At 70.1% G+C, this 14,692-nt stretch carries 11 protein-coding genes; 2 read left to right on the forward strand and 9 right to left on the reverse strand.

Going from position 1 to position 14,692, the window contains the following annotated elements; translation table 11 throughout:
- Nucleotides 1–56 precede the first annotated feature (56 nt).
- From ACFW6P_RS27165 to rpsO, 5 genes are all read right to left on the reverse strand, one after another.
- Nucleotides 57–512, reverse strand: coding sequence for a hypothetical protein (locus tag ACFW6P_RS27165; protein WP_386358559.1), 456 nt, complete (start codon nucleotides 510–512; stop codon nucleotides 57–59).
- Between the two features lie 13 nt (nucleotides 513–525).
- Entirely contained in the window at nucleotides 526–1,278 is a 753-nt protein-coding gene (gene dapB / locus ACFW6P_RS27170; RefSeq protein WP_386358560.1) for a 4-hydroxy-tetrahydrodipicolinate reductase, read from the reverse strand.
- Between the two features lie 27 nt (nucleotides 1,279–1,305).
- A complete protein-coding gene (locus ACFW6P_RS27175; RefSeq protein ID WP_386358562.1) occupies nucleotides 1,306–2,685 on the reverse strand; it encodes a M16 family metallopeptidase in 1,380 nt (459 codons plus the stop codon).
- Nucleotides 2,682–4,901 carry a polyribonucleotide nucleotidyltransferase gene (locus ACFW6P_RS27180; RefSeq protein WP_386358564.1) on the reverse strand — a complete coding sequence of 740 codons (2,220 nt, stop codon included), beginning with the start codon at nucleotides 4,899–4,901 and terminating at the stop codon, nucleotides 2,682–2,684. The genes ACFW6P_RS27175 and ACFW6P_RS27180 overlap by 4 nt, the downstream gene beginning before the upstream one ends.
- Before the next feature lie 352 nt (nucleotides 4,902–5,253).
- Nucleotides 5,254–5,541 carry a 30S ribosomal protein S15 gene (rpsO, locus tag ACFW6P_RS27185; protein ID WP_003993372.1) on the reverse strand — a complete coding sequence of 96 codons (288 nt, stop codon included), beginning with the start codon at nucleotides 5,539–5,541 and terminating at the stop codon, nucleotides 5,254–5,256.
- A 269-nt stretch (nucleotides 5,542–5,810) separates the two neighbouring features.
- Between rpsO and ACFW6P_RS27190 the strand changes: the two genes are divergently transcribed.
- Entirely contained in the window at nucleotides 5,811–6,086 is a 276-nt protein-coding gene (locus ACFW6P_RS27190; RefSeq protein ID WP_386358567.1) for a DUF397 domain-containing protein, read from the forward strand.
- Nucleotides 6,087–6,389: 303 nt separating this feature from the next.
- Here ACFW6P_RS27190 and eccD read toward each other — a convergent pair whose 3' ends face one another.
- Nucleotides 6,390–7,901 (reverse strand): type VII secretion integral membrane protein EccD, encoded by a 1,512-nt coding sequence (gene eccD, locus ACFW6P_RS27195; protein ID WP_386425106.1) that lies wholly within the window; start codon nucleotides 7,899–7,901, stop codon nucleotides 6,390–6,392.
- Nucleotides 7,902–8,231: 330 nt separating this feature from the next.
- On the opposite strand from eccD, the gene eccCa reads away from it, so the two are divergent.
- The gene (eccCa, locus tag ACFW6P_RS27200) at nucleotides 8,232–12,206 is read left to right on the forward strand and encodes a type VII secretion protein EccCa (protein WP_386425108.1); all 3,975 of its coding nucleotides are present in this window, start codon (nucleotides 8,232–8,234) and stop codon (nucleotides 12,204–12,206) included.
- 269 nt (nucleotides 12,207–12,475) lie between these two features.
- Here the strand turns inward: eccCa and ACFW6P_RS27205 are convergent, their stop codons facing one another.
- The 3 genes from ACFW6P_RS27205 to ACFW6P_RS27215 all read right to left on the reverse strand — a co-directional run bounded on the left by ACFW6P_RS27205 (nucleotide 12,476) and on the right by ACFW6P_RS27215 (nucleotide 14,625).
- The gene (locus ACFW6P_RS27205) at nucleotides 12,476–12,775 is read right to left on the reverse strand and encodes a WXG100 family type VII secretion target (RefSeq protein ID WP_386358573.1); all 300 of its coding nucleotides are present in this window, start codon (nucleotides 12,773–12,775) and stop codon (nucleotides 12,476–12,478) included.
- Nucleotides 12,776–12,875: 100 nt separating this feature from the next.
- Nucleotides 12,876–13,223: a WXG100 family type VII secretion target gene (locus tag ACFW6P_RS27210; protein ID WP_386358575.1), complete on the reverse strand. Its 348-nt coding sequence runs from the start codon at nucleotides 13,221–13,223 to the stop codon at nucleotides 12,876–12,878.
- A gap of 142 nt (nucleotides 13,224–13,365) precedes the next feature.
- Nucleotides 13,366–14,625 carry a S8 family serine peptidase gene (locus tag ACFW6P_RS27215; RefSeq protein ID WP_386358636.1) on the reverse strand — a complete coding sequence of 420 codons (1,260 nt, stop codon included), beginning with the start codon at nucleotides 14,623–14,625 and terminating at the stop codon, nucleotides 13,366–13,368.
- Nucleotides 14,626–14,692 lie beyond the last annotated feature (67 nt).

A 14,692-nucleotide genomic window follows, 5' to 3' on the forward strand; every position in this document is an offset into this window, starting at 1 on the left:
GGAGGGGCCGGACCGTTATGCGGTCCGGCCCCTCCCGCATGTCACGGGCCCGTGGTTCAGGCCGTCCCGGGCTGCTTGCCGTCGTGCAGGGCGATGGCCCGCTGCATCGCCTTGCGGGCGCGCGGGGTGTCGCGGGCGTCGTGGTAGGCGACGGCGAGGCGGAACCAGGTGCGCCAGTCGTCGGGGGCGGCCTCCGTCTCGGCCTTGCGCCGGGCGAAGACCGCGTCGGCCGAGTCCCGGTCGATGCGCCCGCTCGGGGTGCGCTTCAACTCGTCGGCGGGCAGGCCGCCCTCGGCGTCGAGTTCGGCGGCGAGGGCGTTGGCGCGGCGGACGAACTGGGTGTTCTTCCACAGGAACCACAGGCCGATGACCGGTAGGACCAGCACCGCCACGCCGAAGGTGACGGTGAGGGGCGTGCCGGTCTCGATGAGCAGCACGCCGCGGCTGCCGACCAGGACGAAGTAGACGACCAGGACGGCGGCCGTGACGACGTAGGTGAGCTTGGCGCGCATGACGGTTCGCGGCTCAGCTCAGGTCCAGGAAGTGTTCCAGGCCGAAGGTCAGGCCCGGGGTGCTCACCACGCGGCGGGCGCCGAGGAGGATGCCCGGCATGAAGCTGCTGTGGTGGAGCGAGTCGTGCCGGACGGTGAGGGTCTCGCCCTCCGCGCCGAGCAGGACCTCCTGGTGGGCGAGCAGGCCGCGCAGCCGGACGGCGTGGACCGGGACGCCGTCGACGTCGGCGCCGCGGGCGCCGTCGAGGGCGGTGGTCGTGGCGTCGGGGGCCGGGGCGGTGCCGGCGGCGCGGCGGGCCTCGGCGATGAGCTGCGCGGTGCGCGTGGCGGTGCCGGAGGGGGCGTCGACCTTGTTCGGGTGGTGCAGTTCGACGACCTCGACCGACTCGAAGTACGGGGCGGCGATCTGGGCGAACTTCATGGTCAGGACGGCCCCGATGGAGAAGTTCGGCGCGATGAGCACGCCGGTCTCCGGGGACTTCTCCAGCCGGGCCTTCAGCTGCGCGAGGCGCTCGTCGGTCCAGCCGGTGGTGCCGACGACCGCGTGGATGCCGTGACGCACGCAGAAGTCGAGGTTGGCCATGACGGAGTCGGGGGTGGTCAGCTCGACCGCGACCTGGGCGCCGGACTCGGTCAGCGTCTCCAGCCGGTCGCCCCGGCCGAGGGCGGCGACCAGTTCCATGTCCTCGGCGGCCTCGACGGCCCGTACGGCTTCGGAGCCGATCCGGCCCTTGGCGCCGAGGACCGCCACGCGCAGCTTGCTCATCTCGTGTGCTTCTTTCACCAGGGGTTGTCAGGCGACGGCGTCGTGCAGGCGGGCCGCCTGTTTGTCCTTCAGCGGGCCGATGACCGACAGGGAGGGCCGCCGTCCCAGGATCTCGCGGGCGACCGCGCGGACGTCGTCCGGGGTGACCGACGCTATGCGGGAGAGCATGTCGTCGACAGACATCTGCTCGCCCCAGCACAGCTCGCTCTTGCCGATGCGGTTCATCAGCGCGCCGGTGTCCTCCAGGCCGAGGACCGTGGAGCCCTGGAGTTGGCCGATCGCACGCCCGATCTCGTCGTCCGGGAGACCGTGCTCGGCGACCTGGTCGAGCTCGTCGCGGCAGATCTTCAGCACGTCGTGCACCTGTGACGGGCGGCAGCCCGCGTACACGCCGAACAGGCCGCAGTCGGCGAAGCCCGAGGTGTACGAGTACACGCTGTAGGCCAGGCCGCGCTTCTCGCGGACCTCCTGGAAGAGGCGGGAGGACATGCCGCCGCCGAGGGCGGTGTTCAGCACGCCGAGGGCCCAGCGCCGCTCGTCGGTGCGGGACAGGCCCGGCATGCCGAGCACGACGTGCGCCTGCTCGGTCTTGCGGCCGACCAGCTCGACCCGGCCCGCGGTGCGCAGGGCGCGGCTGCCGCTGCGGGGGGCGACGGGGTCGGCGGCGAGGTCCTTGAGGGCTCCGGCCTTCTCGAAGGCGGCGCGGACCTGCCGGACGACCTTGGCGTGGTCGATGTTGCCGGCGCAGGCGACGACCAGGTGGGTCGGGTCGTAGTGCTTCCTGTAGAAGCGGCGGATGCGGTCGGCGGTGAGGGCGTTGACCGTGTCGACCGTGCCGAGGACCGGGCGGCCGAGGGGGTTGTCTCCGAACATGGTGTGCGCGAACAGGTCGTGCACGCAGTCGCCCGGGTCGTCCTCGGTCATGGCGATCTCTTCGAGGATGGCGCCGCGCTCGACGTCGACGTCCTCCTCGCGGATGAGCGAGCCGGTCAGCATGTCGCAGACGACGTCGATGGCGAGCGGCAGGTCGGTGTCGAGCACGCGCGCGTAGTAGCACGTGTACTCCTTGGCCGTGAACGCGTTCATCTCGCCGCCGACCGCGTCGATCGCGGAGGAGATGTCCAGGGCGGACCTGCGGTCCGTGCCCTTGAAGAGCAGGTGCTCCAGGTAGTGTGTGGCGCCGTTCAGCGCCGGGGTCTCGTCGCGGGAGCCGACGTGCGCCCAGATGCCGAAGGTCGCGGAGCGGACCGAGGGCAGGGTCTCGGTGACGATGCGCAGGCCACCGGGGAGGGTGGTCTTGCGGACGGTGCCGATGCCGTTCTGGCCCTTGATGAGGGTTTGGGTACGGGCGACGGCCCGCGCCTCCGGAGAGGTGCGGGCCGTCGCCTCGGAGCCACGGGACGTCACTGGTCGGCGTCGTCCTTCTTCTCGTCCGAGCCGTCCTCGCCCTCGATCACGGGGATCAGGGACAGCTTGCCGCGGGAGTCGATCTCGGCGATCTCGACCTGGACCTTGGCACCCACGCCGAGCACGTCCTCGACGTTCTCCACGCGCTTGCCGCCGGCCAGCTTGCGGATCTGTGAGATGTGCAGCAGGCCGTCCTTGCCGGGCAGCAGGGAGACGAAGGCACCGAAGGTGGTGGTCTTCACGACCGTACCGAGGTAGCGCTCGCCGACCTCGGGCATCGTCGGGTTGGCGATGCCGTTGATCGTCGCGCGGGCGGCCTCGGCGGCCGGGCCGTCGGCGGCACCGATGTAGATCGTGCCGTCGTCCTCGATCGTGATCTCGGCGCCCGTGTCCTCCTGGATCTGGTTGATCATCTTGCCCTTGGGGCCGATGACCTCGCCGATCTTGTCCACGGGGATCTTGACGGTGATGATCCGCGGGGCGTTCGGGGACATCTCGTCCGGCGTGTCGATCGCTTCCATCATCACGTCGAGGATGTGGAGGCGGGCGTCACGGGCCTGCTTGAGGGCGGCGGCCAGGACGGAGGCGGGGATGCCGTCCAGCTTGGTGTCGAGCTGGAGGGCGGTCACGAACTCCTTGGTGCCGGCGACCTTGAAGTCCATGTCACCGAAGGCGTCCTCCGCACCGAGGATGTCGGTGAGGGTGACGTAGTGCGTCTCGCCCTCGATCTCCTGGGAGATCAGGCCCATGGCGATACCGGCGACGGGGGCCTTCAGCGGCACACCGGCGTTCAGCAGCGACATGGTGGAGGCGCAGACCGAGCCCATGGACGTCGAGCCGTTGGAGCTCAGCGCCTCGGAGACCTGGCGGATCGCGTACGGGAACTCCTCGCGCGTCGGCAGGACCGGGACCAGGGCGCGCTCGGCGAGGGCGCCGTGGCCGATCTCGCGGCGCTTCGGGGAGCCGACGCGGCCGGTCTCGCCGGTGGAGTACGGCGGGAAGTTGTAGTTGTGCATGTAGCGCTTGCGGGTCACCGGGGAGAGGGTGTCCAGCTGCTGCTCCATGCGGAGCATGTTCAGGGTCGTGACGCCCAGGATCTGGGTCTCGCCACGCTCGAACACGGCGGAGCCGTGGACCCGCGGGATGGCCTCGACCTCGGCGGCGAGGGTGCGGATGTCCGTCACCCCGCGGCCGTCGATGCGCTTCTTCTCCTTGATCACACGCTCGCGGACCAGCTGCTTGGTCAGCGAGCGGTACGCGGCGGAGATCTCCTTCTCGCGGCCCTCGAACTCCGGCAGGAGCTTCTCGGCGGCGAGCGCCTTGACGCGGTCGAGCTCCGTCTCGCGCTCCTGCTTGCCCGCGATCGTCAGCGCCTGCGCGAGCTCCGGGCGGACGGCGGCGGACAGCGCCTCCAGGACGTCGTCCTGGTAGTCGAGGAAGATCGGGAACTCGGCGGTCGGCTTGGCGGCCTTCGAGGCGAGGTCGGACTGCGCCTTGCACAGGACCTTGATGAAGGGCTTCGCTGCCTCGAGACCGGCGGCGACGACCTCCTCGGTGGGGGCCTCGGCGCCGCCCTTGACCAGCTGGATGGTCTTCTCGGTGGCCTCGGCCTCGACCATCATGATCGCGACGTCGCCGTCCTCCAGGGCGCGGCCCGCGACGACCATGTCGAAGACGGCGTCCTCGAGCTCGGTGTGCGTCGGGAAGGCCACCCACTGGCCGCGGATCAGCGCGACGCGGACGCCGCCGATCGGACCCGAGAAGGGCAGGCCGGCCAGCTGCGTGGACGCGGACGCGGCGTTGATCGCCACGACGTCGTACAGGTGGTCGGGGTTGAGCGCCATGATCGTGGCGACGACCTGGATCTCGTTGCGCAGGCCCTTCTTGAAGGAGGGGCGCAGCGGGCGGTCGATCAGGCGGCAGGTGAGGATGGCGTCCTCGGAGGGGCGGCCCTCACGGCGGAAGAAGCTGCCGGGGATCTTGCCAGCGGCGTACATCCGCTCCTCGACGTCCACCGTGAGGGGGAAGAAGTCGAGCTGGTCCTTGGGGTTCTTGGAGGCGGTGGTGGCCGACAGCACCATGGTGTCGTCGTCCAGGTACGCCACGGCGGAGCCGGCGGCCTGCTTGGCCAGGCGGCCCGTCTCGAAGCGGATGGTGCGGGTGCCGAAGGTGCCGTTGTCGATGACGGCCTCGGCGTAGTGGGTCTCGTTCTCCACTAGCGATTTCTCCGTTACTTGTCGTCTTTCGCCCGTCCTGCCCGTGTGGCAGGGGGGCGGTGGCGGAGAAGCGCACCGTCTGGTGCGGGCCGGTCTTCGATCGAAGCACCCGGGGCTCACTTCCCCCCGGGGGCCACTACCGAGGACCGGCGGCGGCGAGGTGCGCTTCTCCTCGTTCGTGGTGCGGGACGCGCCCCTTGTCCGTATGTCGGGGCACCGTCACGCTGTGTCGTCTCTCTTGCGTTGTGCTACCACACTACAAAGGGGTGGTGACACTCCGCACGTACAGTTCCGTGCGTACAGCAAAGGGAGCGGTCCCGTTGCTCCCGGGAACCGCTCCCTTCACGGCGTCTTACTTGGCGCCCGCCGCACCGCGGCGGATGCCGAGGCGGTCGACCAGCGCACGGAAGCGCTGGATGTCCTTCTTCGCCAGGTACTGGAGAAGGCGGCGGCGCTGACCGACCAGGATCAGCAGACCACGACGGGAGTGGTGGTCGTGCTTGTGGGTCTTGAGGTGCTCCGTCAGGTCCGAGATGCGGCGCGAGAGCATGGCGACCTGGACCTCGGGGGAGCCGGTGTCGCCCTCCTTCTGGCCGAACTCGGTGATGATCTGCTTCTTCGTAGCGGCGTCGAGCGGCACGCGTACTCCTCGTAGTCTTCGTGTGGCCACCGAGTGCCCCCGGTCTGTGTCTCGGGGGAGCTTCCGTTACTCGGGAGGCGGGGATCCGCTGGGCGCGGCCTCCAGAACGCGGGGCTCCGGGGGTGCGTACACAAACGGCCGTCGACCAGGGTACCAGGCGGTCGGGGTCCCCTTTGCCCTGGTCTTCCGAACGTCCCGGCCGGGGCGGAGGGGGCCACTAGGGTGAGTGGGCTCGGATCGTTCGTACGTCGGGAAGGGGTCGCTGCGGCATGGCGGAGACGGCTGAGGAGATCAAGGCACGCAAGGAGCGGGAGCGCGACGAGCTCTACGCCCTCGACATCTCCGGTGTCGAGTGGCACTGCGCGCCGGGCGCCGAGGAGCACGAGGAGCGGGTCGAGATCGCGTACCTGCCCGAGGGGGCCGTGGCGATGCGGTCCTCGCTCGACCCGGACACGGTGCTGCGCTACACGGAGGCGGAGTGGCGGGCCTTCGTACTGGGGGCGCGGGACGGGGAGTTCGATCTGGAGCCGGGTACCGGGGAGTAGCGGGTACGCGCGCGTGAGCCGGTGTCCGGCCGGCCCACGCGCGCGTTCGTCGCCGCCCTGGCGCATCTTCCTGCACACCTCGGCCACCACTGCTGCCACGGGCGTGCGGCGGCCGCCCACCGATCAGCCGTGCGGGCAGGGCGAAACGCGCCGCCTCGGGCCACTACGGCCACGCTGCCGCCGGCGGCGGTGAACAGGGCCGTACGACGCTTCCTGCGCTGCCGGTCGGCCGCCGCGGAAGAAGTCGGCGATCAGGCGGGCCGAAGATCACAAGGGCCGCTCCCGGTCGTCGTGGACGGCGGCTCAGTTTCCGGCCATGGACCGTGCGGACGCGTACACGTCGAACACGGCGAGCGCCAGCGGTACTAGCGTCAGCAGGACGAAGGCCTCGGCGATCTCCGTGAACCGCCCCCAGAAGGGGGTGACGCCGCTGCGCGGAGCAATCAGACCGATGGCGGTCAGCAGGGCGGCGGTCGCGGCGATCGCCACGGCGAGCCAGACCGAGCGGATGTCGAGGCCGGTGGTGTCGCCCTGGATCGCGTCGCGCAGGAATTCCACGGGCGGGTTCAGGGCGAGCCCGAGGCCGAGGAAGACGAGGGCGGCGAGACCGGCCGCGAGCGTGGCGCCGACCTGCGCGGTGTAACGGAACAGGTGGGCCCGCATCAGCATGGCGACGCCCGTGGCGAGGGCGAGGAGCTGCGCCCACACGTTCTGGGAGAAGCCGAGGACGATGGACGCGCCGACCGTGACGAGCGCGCAACCGCCGACGAGGCCGACGAGGAGTTCGTGGCCGCGGCGGACCTGGGCGGCGATGCGCCGGGCGTCGACGGGCTCGTGCCGGCCGGTGGTCTCCTCGGTGGTGTAGCCGCGGCCGGGGTTCGGCGGTTCGAAGCCGATGGGCAGCCGGGCGAAGCGCATGGACAGGCCGGGCAGGAACGCGAGGGCGCACACCGCGAGCGGCGCACAGACGGCGGCCGTCTCGATGGGCCTCAGATGCGTGAGCATCGCGATGAACGTGGTCAGCAGGCCGATGGCGGAGGCGAACACGAACGCCACGAAGGGGCCGTCGCCGCTGGGCGACACCAGCGCGAGGACCAGTGCGGCGACGAGGACGGCCGCGCAGGCGAGCAGGAACTGCAGGCGTCCGATGCCCTGCCCCTCGGACAGCGGGAGCAGTCCGGAGCCGGCCACGGCGATGTTCGGCAGGGCCCCCAGGCCCAAGGCGACAGCCGAGCCGCGGTCGTCGTAGACCCGAGCGCGGACGCACGCGATGGTGACCAGGAGGAGACCGGTGACGGCGGCCAGGACGCCCTGGAGGCTGTTCATGTCGTGGCGGATCTCCGAGCTCCAGACCACGAACGCGAGCAGCGCGGGCAAGACCCCGCCCGCAACCAGGCCGGCGGCGCGAGTGAGGGTGCCGCTCCACAGCGTGCGGTCCTCGGTCACGGCGGAGGCGACCGCCTCGGAGACGTCGTCGTGGACGGCCGGCGGCAGTGACTCGGCGAACGGACGCAGCGTCAGCAGCTCACCGTCGAGGATGCGCTGGGCGGCGAAGGATCGCGACCCATCGAGCACGGTGCCGTCCCGGCGCACGAGGTGGTAACCGACCGGGGCGCCTTCGGCAGGGCTTTGCCGGGAGAGCCGCAGGATCTCCGGGTAGAGGTCGGCGACTGACACGTCGTCAGGCAGCGCGACGTCGATACGGCTGTCGGGCGCCACGATGGTGACTCTGCAGAAGCCGAATCCGGTGCCCGTTCCGGAAGGAGTTCCGGTGCCCGCTCCCCCGGTCGCGCCGGTCGGCGCGGAGGCCGTCATGCTCACCTGCTGGTCCCCCTCGTCGGTGGTGCGGCGTTCGCGGCTCCGAGCGCGCGACCGCCTGTAACGATCCTGTGTGGGTTGCGCCTTGCCATCCGCGCCGCCGGTCGCGTGCGTCCTGTCGCCCTGGAGATGGCGGCGAACACCCCACGGACAGTGCGGGATGTCCGGCTTTCCGGCACCCGATTCGCATCTGCTCACACGTCCCACGGGCACCCTACCGCCCGCTGATGTCAGTGGTTGTCAGTAGGATCGCGCTTCGCGATCGACATTCGCCGGACACGGGGCGGCGGACGGAACGGTCGCTCCGGCAAGGGGAATTGGTGCGAAGTGAGCCACATCGTCGTCAAGCGCCCACCGCGGGCTCTGCCGCGGGAAGTGCCCACGAACGAGGTCGTCCTGCAACCGCCGCCGGAACTGCCGCGCGGGGAGCGGGAGGGCGCCCTGATGCAGCTCCTGCCGATGCTCGGCATGGGTGGGTCGGTGGTGTTCTTCTTCAATCCCCAGGCCCAGCCCTTCATGAAGATCATGGGCATGGTCATGGTGGCCTCCACGATCGCGATGGGCATCGCGATGCTGATCCGCTACCGGCGGGGCAGCCAGGGGCAGATCGCCGACATCCGCCGCGACTACCTGCGGTACCTGTCGCAGACCCGGCGTGCGGCACAGCGAACCGCCAAGGCGCAGCGCGACGCCCAGTACTACCTGCACCCTTCGCCGGAGCAACTGTGGGCGCTGGTCGCCGAGGGCAGCCGGGTGTGGGAGCGCCGCGCCGGCGACGAGGACTTCGGGCAGGTGCGCGTGGGTCTCGGCGCGCAGTCCCTGGCCACCCCGCTGCTTGCGCCGGAGACCGCGCCGGTGGACCAGCTGGAGCCGCTGACCGCGGGCGCCATGCAGAGGTTCCTGGCCACGCACAGCACGCTCGATGACCTGCCGATGGCGGTCTCGCTGCGGGCCTTCTACCACGTGTCGATCAGCGGTGAGCCGGCCACCGTGCGCGGCGCCGCGCGCGCGGTGACGAGCGCCCTGGCCTCGCTCCACTCCCCCGAGGACCTCGTCATCGCCGTCGCCACCGGGCGGGAGTCCGCGCCCGAGTGGGAGTGGGCGAAGTGGCTGCCGCACGTACAGGCCAAGGGCGATGCGGACGGCGCCGGCAGCCTGCGTCTGATCACCACGAGCCCGGTTGAGCTGGAGGACCTGCTGGGTGCCAGGCTCCAGAGCCGCCCGCGCTTCCACCCGAGTGCCCCGCCGGTGCCCGAGCAGCCGCACGTGGTGGTCGTCCTGGACGGCGTCTCCCTGCCCCCGGCCTCCCTGCTCGCCAGCCCCGAAGGGCTGCAGGGCGTGACGGTCCTGGAGGTCGTACCCGGCGAGCTCACCACCGGGCGCGGCGACCTGTCCGTCGTCGTGCACCCGCGCGAGCTGCGCCTGGAGTCGGCGCACGGCATGGTCTACGAGGGCACGCCCGACGTGCTGTCCTACGAGGCGGCGGAGGCGCTGGCCCGTCAGCTCGCGCCGCTGCGGATGGCCTCCGGCGGTGACGACGACGAACCACTGCTGGCCAACCTGGAGTTCACCGATCTGCTGAACCTCGGGGACGCCGCCGCCGTCGACCCGCGGCGTACCTGGCGGCCGCGTTCGCAGTCCGAGCGGCTGCGCGTGCCGATCGGTGTCGGCGAGGACGGCCGGCCCGTGATGCTCGACCTCAAAGAGGCCGCCCAGGAGGGGATGGGGCCACACGGCCTGTGTGTCGGCGCGACCGGTTCCGGCAAGTCGGAGCTGCTGCGCACCCTGGTCCTCGGCCTCGCGGTCACCCACTCCTCCGAGACTCTGAACTTCGTCCTCGCCGACTTCAAGGGCGGTGCGACGTTCGCGGGGATGTCCCAGATGCCGCACGTGGCCGCGGTCATCACCAACCTCGCCGACGACCTGACCCTCGTCGACCGCATGGGCGACTCGATCCGCGGCGAACTCAACCGCCGCCAGGAGATGCTGCGCGACGCGGGCAACTACGCCAACATCCACGCCTACGAGAAAGCCCGCGCGGCCGGTGCCGCGCTCCAGCCGATCCCCTCGCTCGTCCTCGTCATCGACGAGTTCAGCGAACTGCTCACCGCCAAGCCGGACTTCATCGAGATGTTCGTGCAGATCGGCCGCATCGGCCGGTCGCTCGGCGTGCACCTGCTGCTGGCCTCGCAGCGCCTGGAGGAGGGCCGCCTGCGCGGCCTGGAGACCTACCTCTCCTACCGGATCGGTCTGCGCACCTTCTCGGCGGCCGAGTCACGCGCCGCGATCGGCGTCCCGGACGCCTACGAGCTGCCGAACGTGCCCGGTTCCGGCTTCCTGAAGTACGGCACGGACGAAATGGACCGCTTCAAAGCGGCGTATGTCTCCGGCGTGTACCGCTCCAGCGCCCGGCAGGCGGCGTCCTACGGCGGTCCGCTCCCGGTGGACCGCCGGCCCGTGCTGTTCACCGCGGCGCAGGTACCGGTGCAGTACGTGGCGGTGCCTCAGCAGCGACAGCAGGAGGAGCCCGAGCGGACCGACGACGCGCTCGCCGACACCGTGCTCGACGTCATCGTGCGGCGGCTGGAGGCGCAGGGTCCGGCGGCCCACCAGGTCTGGCTGCCGCCGCTGGACAGCCCGCCGTCGCTGGACTCCCTGCTGCCCGGCCTCGCCGCCGTGCCCGGACGCGGGCTGACGCAGCCCGGTTACGAAGGCGCGGGCCGGCTGGTGATCCCCGTCGGCATCGTCGACAAGCCGTTCGAGCAGCGTCGTGACCCGCTCTGGACGGACTTCGGCGGTGCGGCCGGCCACATGCAGATCCTTGGCGGTCCGCAGTCCGGCAAGTCGACCCTGCTGCGCTCGATCGTCGCCTCCTTCGCGCTGACGCACACCCCGCAGGAGGTCCAGTTCTACGGCCTGGACTTCGGCGGCGGCGGTCTGGCTTCCGTGGCGGGCCTGCCGCACGTGGGCGGTGTCGCCTCACGCCTCGACCCGGAGAAGGTCCGGCGCACGGTCGCCGAGGTGTACGGCATCATGACCCGCCGCGAGGAGTACTTCCGCACCTCGGGCATCTCCTCGATCGCCGAGTTCCGCACCCGGCGCGCACGCGGTGAGATCTCCACGACCGACCAGCCGTGGGGCGACGTCTTCCTGGTCGTCGACGGCTGGGGCAACTTCCGTCAGGACTACGACGGTCTGGAGCCGGCTGTCGTCGACATCGCGGCGCGCGGCCTCGGATTCGGCATGCACCTGATCCTCACCGCCTCGCGGTCGATGGAGGTCCGCTCCAACCTCAAGGATCACCTGATGAACCGCCTGGAACTACGGCTCGGCGACCCCATGGACTCCGAGTTCGACCGCAAGGTCGCGGCCAACGTGCCGACCGGTGTCCCGGGCCGCGGCCAGACCCCGCAGCGGCAGCACTTCATGGCGGCGGTCCCCCGCATAGACGGTCTGTTCTCCGACACCGACCTGGCCGAGGCGACGCAGGCGCTCGCCGCCGAGGTCTCCCGGCACTGGCAGCAGCCCGGTGCCCCCGAGGTGCGGCTGCTGCCCCGGGAGTTCCCGGCGCAGCAGCTCCCGCCCGGCAACCGCTTCCCGAACCGCGGCGTCGCCTTCGCTCTCGACGAGGACAACCTCGAGCCGGTGTTCGTCGACTTCGAGCAGGACCCGTTCTTCCTGGTCTTCGGCGAGAGCGAGTCCGGCAAGTCGAACCTGCTCAAGCTGCTCGTCCAGCAGATCACCGCGCGTCACGACGGCAACGAGGCGAAGCTCTTCGTGGTCGACAACCGGCGCTCGCTGCTCGGCGTGACCCCGGACTCGCATCTGGCGGAGTACATCCCCATGTCCAACCAGATGCAGCACCATATGGACGCGCTGGCCAACCTGATGCAGCGCCGCACGCCGACCGCCGACGTCACTCCCGAGCAACTGCGCGACCGCAGCTGGTGGCAGGGCCCCACCGTGTACATCGTCATCGACGACTACGACCTGGTGTCCACGTCCAGCGGCAACCCGCTGTCCGGCCTCACGGAGATGCTCCCGTTCGCCCGGGACGTCGGCGTCCGCTTCATCATCGCCCGCTCCACCGCGGGCGCGGGCCGTGCGGGCTATGAGCCGTTCATGCAGCGCTTGAAGGAACTCGGTGCCCAGGGCGTGGTCCTCGCCGGCGACTCCGCCGAGGGCGACCTGCTGGGCGGTGTGCGACCGCGTCGGATGCCCGCGGGGCGGGGCGTGTTCGTGTCGCGGAAGCGGGGGAAGCCGTTGGTCCAGGTGGGGTTGGTGGCGGACGGGCTTCGGTGACGGGCACCGCCGGTGCGGGACGGGCGGCTTCGGGGTCGTTTCGCTTCGGCGGGGCGGCCCCGTTGCCGTTTGACGTGTGAGGGGCGGGGGGTGGGCGTTGGGGCAACACGCACGCGCCGGCTCCCCCGTGCCTTCCTTGCGTTCCTCGTCCCGCCCATCGAACGCAGCAGGGTGGGCGCCTCCCGTGCGCGCCCACCCTGTGCTCATCCTGCGGCTGCGGCTGCGGCTGCGAACCAGCCGTCGTGCCGTCCTGCGGTCCTGCGGTCCTCTTACAGGAAGTAGCTGGCGGCCTTCTTGTCGCCTTCCATGTACGTACCACCGGACTGGCCGACGACGTGGCCGATGCCCGTCAGCGCCTGGTGGATGTCGTTGGCTTCCTTGTCCCAGCGGGCCAGCTTGTCACCGAAGGTGCCCTGGGCCTCACCCGCCCAGTACTGCTTGCTGCTCTCGACGAGCTTGCGGAGCTCCGCCAAATCCTGCTCGAGCTGCTTCGCCTCGTTGCCGATGTTGGTGGCCGCGAAGTCCAGCGCGTCGTACGTTACGGAAAGTCCGTCATCGTTGCGGCTCATGCCTGCCTACCTCGTATCGCTCGTGTGCGGTGGGTGATGTGGGGGTGAACTGGCTGCTCGATGCCCTGAACCGGGAATCGAGTCGTCGGTTGCGGGCCGCTCACATCGAGTTGAAAGCAGACGGCTGAACCGTGGGGGCACCGTCCTGGAGGTTGATCCGGTTGACCGCCGCGCGGACCTCGTCTTCCTTGCTGTCCTTGATGTTGCGTGTGGTGGTCATGGCTTCCATGACCTCACCGAGGATGTTGCCGATCTTGGCCAGAGACTCGTTGATCTCGTACTGCTTCCGGTCGAACTCGGCGCGACCGATACCCTGCCACTGGCCTTCGAGGCCGTCGATGACGCCCTGAAGCCTGTGCACCCGCTTCCGGATGTTCTCGTACTTCTCGAACATCTGCTTCTGCAGCTTGACTACCGCTGCATCTTCGAGCTTCTGGTCCATCGCCATGGCCAGCCGTCCCTTCCGCTGTGTGTTGTCTGGTCGATCGGTCCCACGTCATGACCTCGACGGGCCGACGCGGTGTTGAGGCCGAACCGAAGGCCCCACGGCCCATGGCCGGGTGTTCACTCGGCTCGGGCGGCTGGTCACGTCACCTCGCGCGCCGTGCCCGTAGTACGGCCGCTCCTGCTCCGCTGATCACGATCACCGCGGCTGCGGCGCCCAGAGGGATCCACAGGGAGCTGCTGCTGTTGTCGGCGGCGGCTTCCTCCGCGTTCGATCCTTCCGCCGACGTGCCGTCGGCGGAACCCTTCTCGGTTCCCCGTGACGCGGCTGATGCAGAAGCGGAGGGGTGGGAGGCGGAGTTGTCAGCGTCATGGGCGTTGTCGGCTTCGCTTGCCTGCCGTGCCCCTGCCTTGGTGAGTACGTCGCCGCCGTTGATCTTCGCCAGCGGGTCGACGTCCGGCGCGCCGGCGTCGTAGTCGGGGTCGGCCAGGACGACTCGTGGACGGATCATTCCGTAGCCCGCGTACTTGCTCGGTTCGTCTTTGGGCCAGCCGCGACTCGCGGTGTCGAGCAAGGCTCGGGTGACCTGGTTGACGGTCCAGTCGGGGTGGGCGGACCAGATGAGCGCGGCGGAGGCGGAGACGAGGGCGGCAGCCTGGCTGGTTCCTGCGGACTTACAGTAGGAACGGAACTTCTCGTCGCACCAGGTAGGCACGTCCTTACCCGGCGCTACGAGGTCGGCGAAGCCGTGTGCCGACTTCTTCGAGAACTCCGTCACCTCGTAGGAGGAGTCGACCGCCCCGACACCGACCACGTAGGGAAGGATCGCGGGCGCGTTGGGCACGCCGTCGTTGCCCACCGAGGCGATGAGCAGCTTTCCCTTTGAAGCGGCGTACTTGACCGCGGCCTTGTCCTCGTCGGAATTCATACCACCGATGGACATGTTGATGATCTTGGCGTCGCTGTCGGCCGCTGCCCTGAGTGCTTGGTATGTCTGCGGCGTCTTCTCCCTGTCCGCGTTCGACTGGGCAAAAGTCTCAACTCGGTAGGGGACGATCTTGGCCCCAGGAGCCAGCCCTCGGATGCCGCCTCCCTCACCCGTACCGGCGATCAGTTCCGCCATGCTCGTCCCGTGACCGCTGTAGTCGGCGGTCGCACGATACGCAACCGACTTGGGAACCTCGTCGACCAGTACCTGCCCCTTCAGTGAAGGAGTGTCAGCGTTCACCCCGCTGTCGATGACGGCGACTTTGACACCCTTGCCTGTACTGACCTTCCACATCCGCTCGGTCTGCATCGGCTCCAGGTACCACTGATGCAGATCACCCTCGGCGGCTGTGGCGTTCGGCACCAGCCCCATCCCCACGGCAGCCAGCGTGCCGACGATCGTGCCTGCAGTGCGCACCCACCTGCCGCACCACCTACCGAGGAAGGTCGTCCCTGACTTCATGGCGTGTCGATCCTCGCTAGCA

It is taken from the genome of Streptomyces sp. NPDC058741 (assembly GCF_042746715.1).
Lineage (GTDB): Bacteria > Actinomycetota > Actinomycetes > Streptomycetales > Streptomycetaceae > Streptomyces.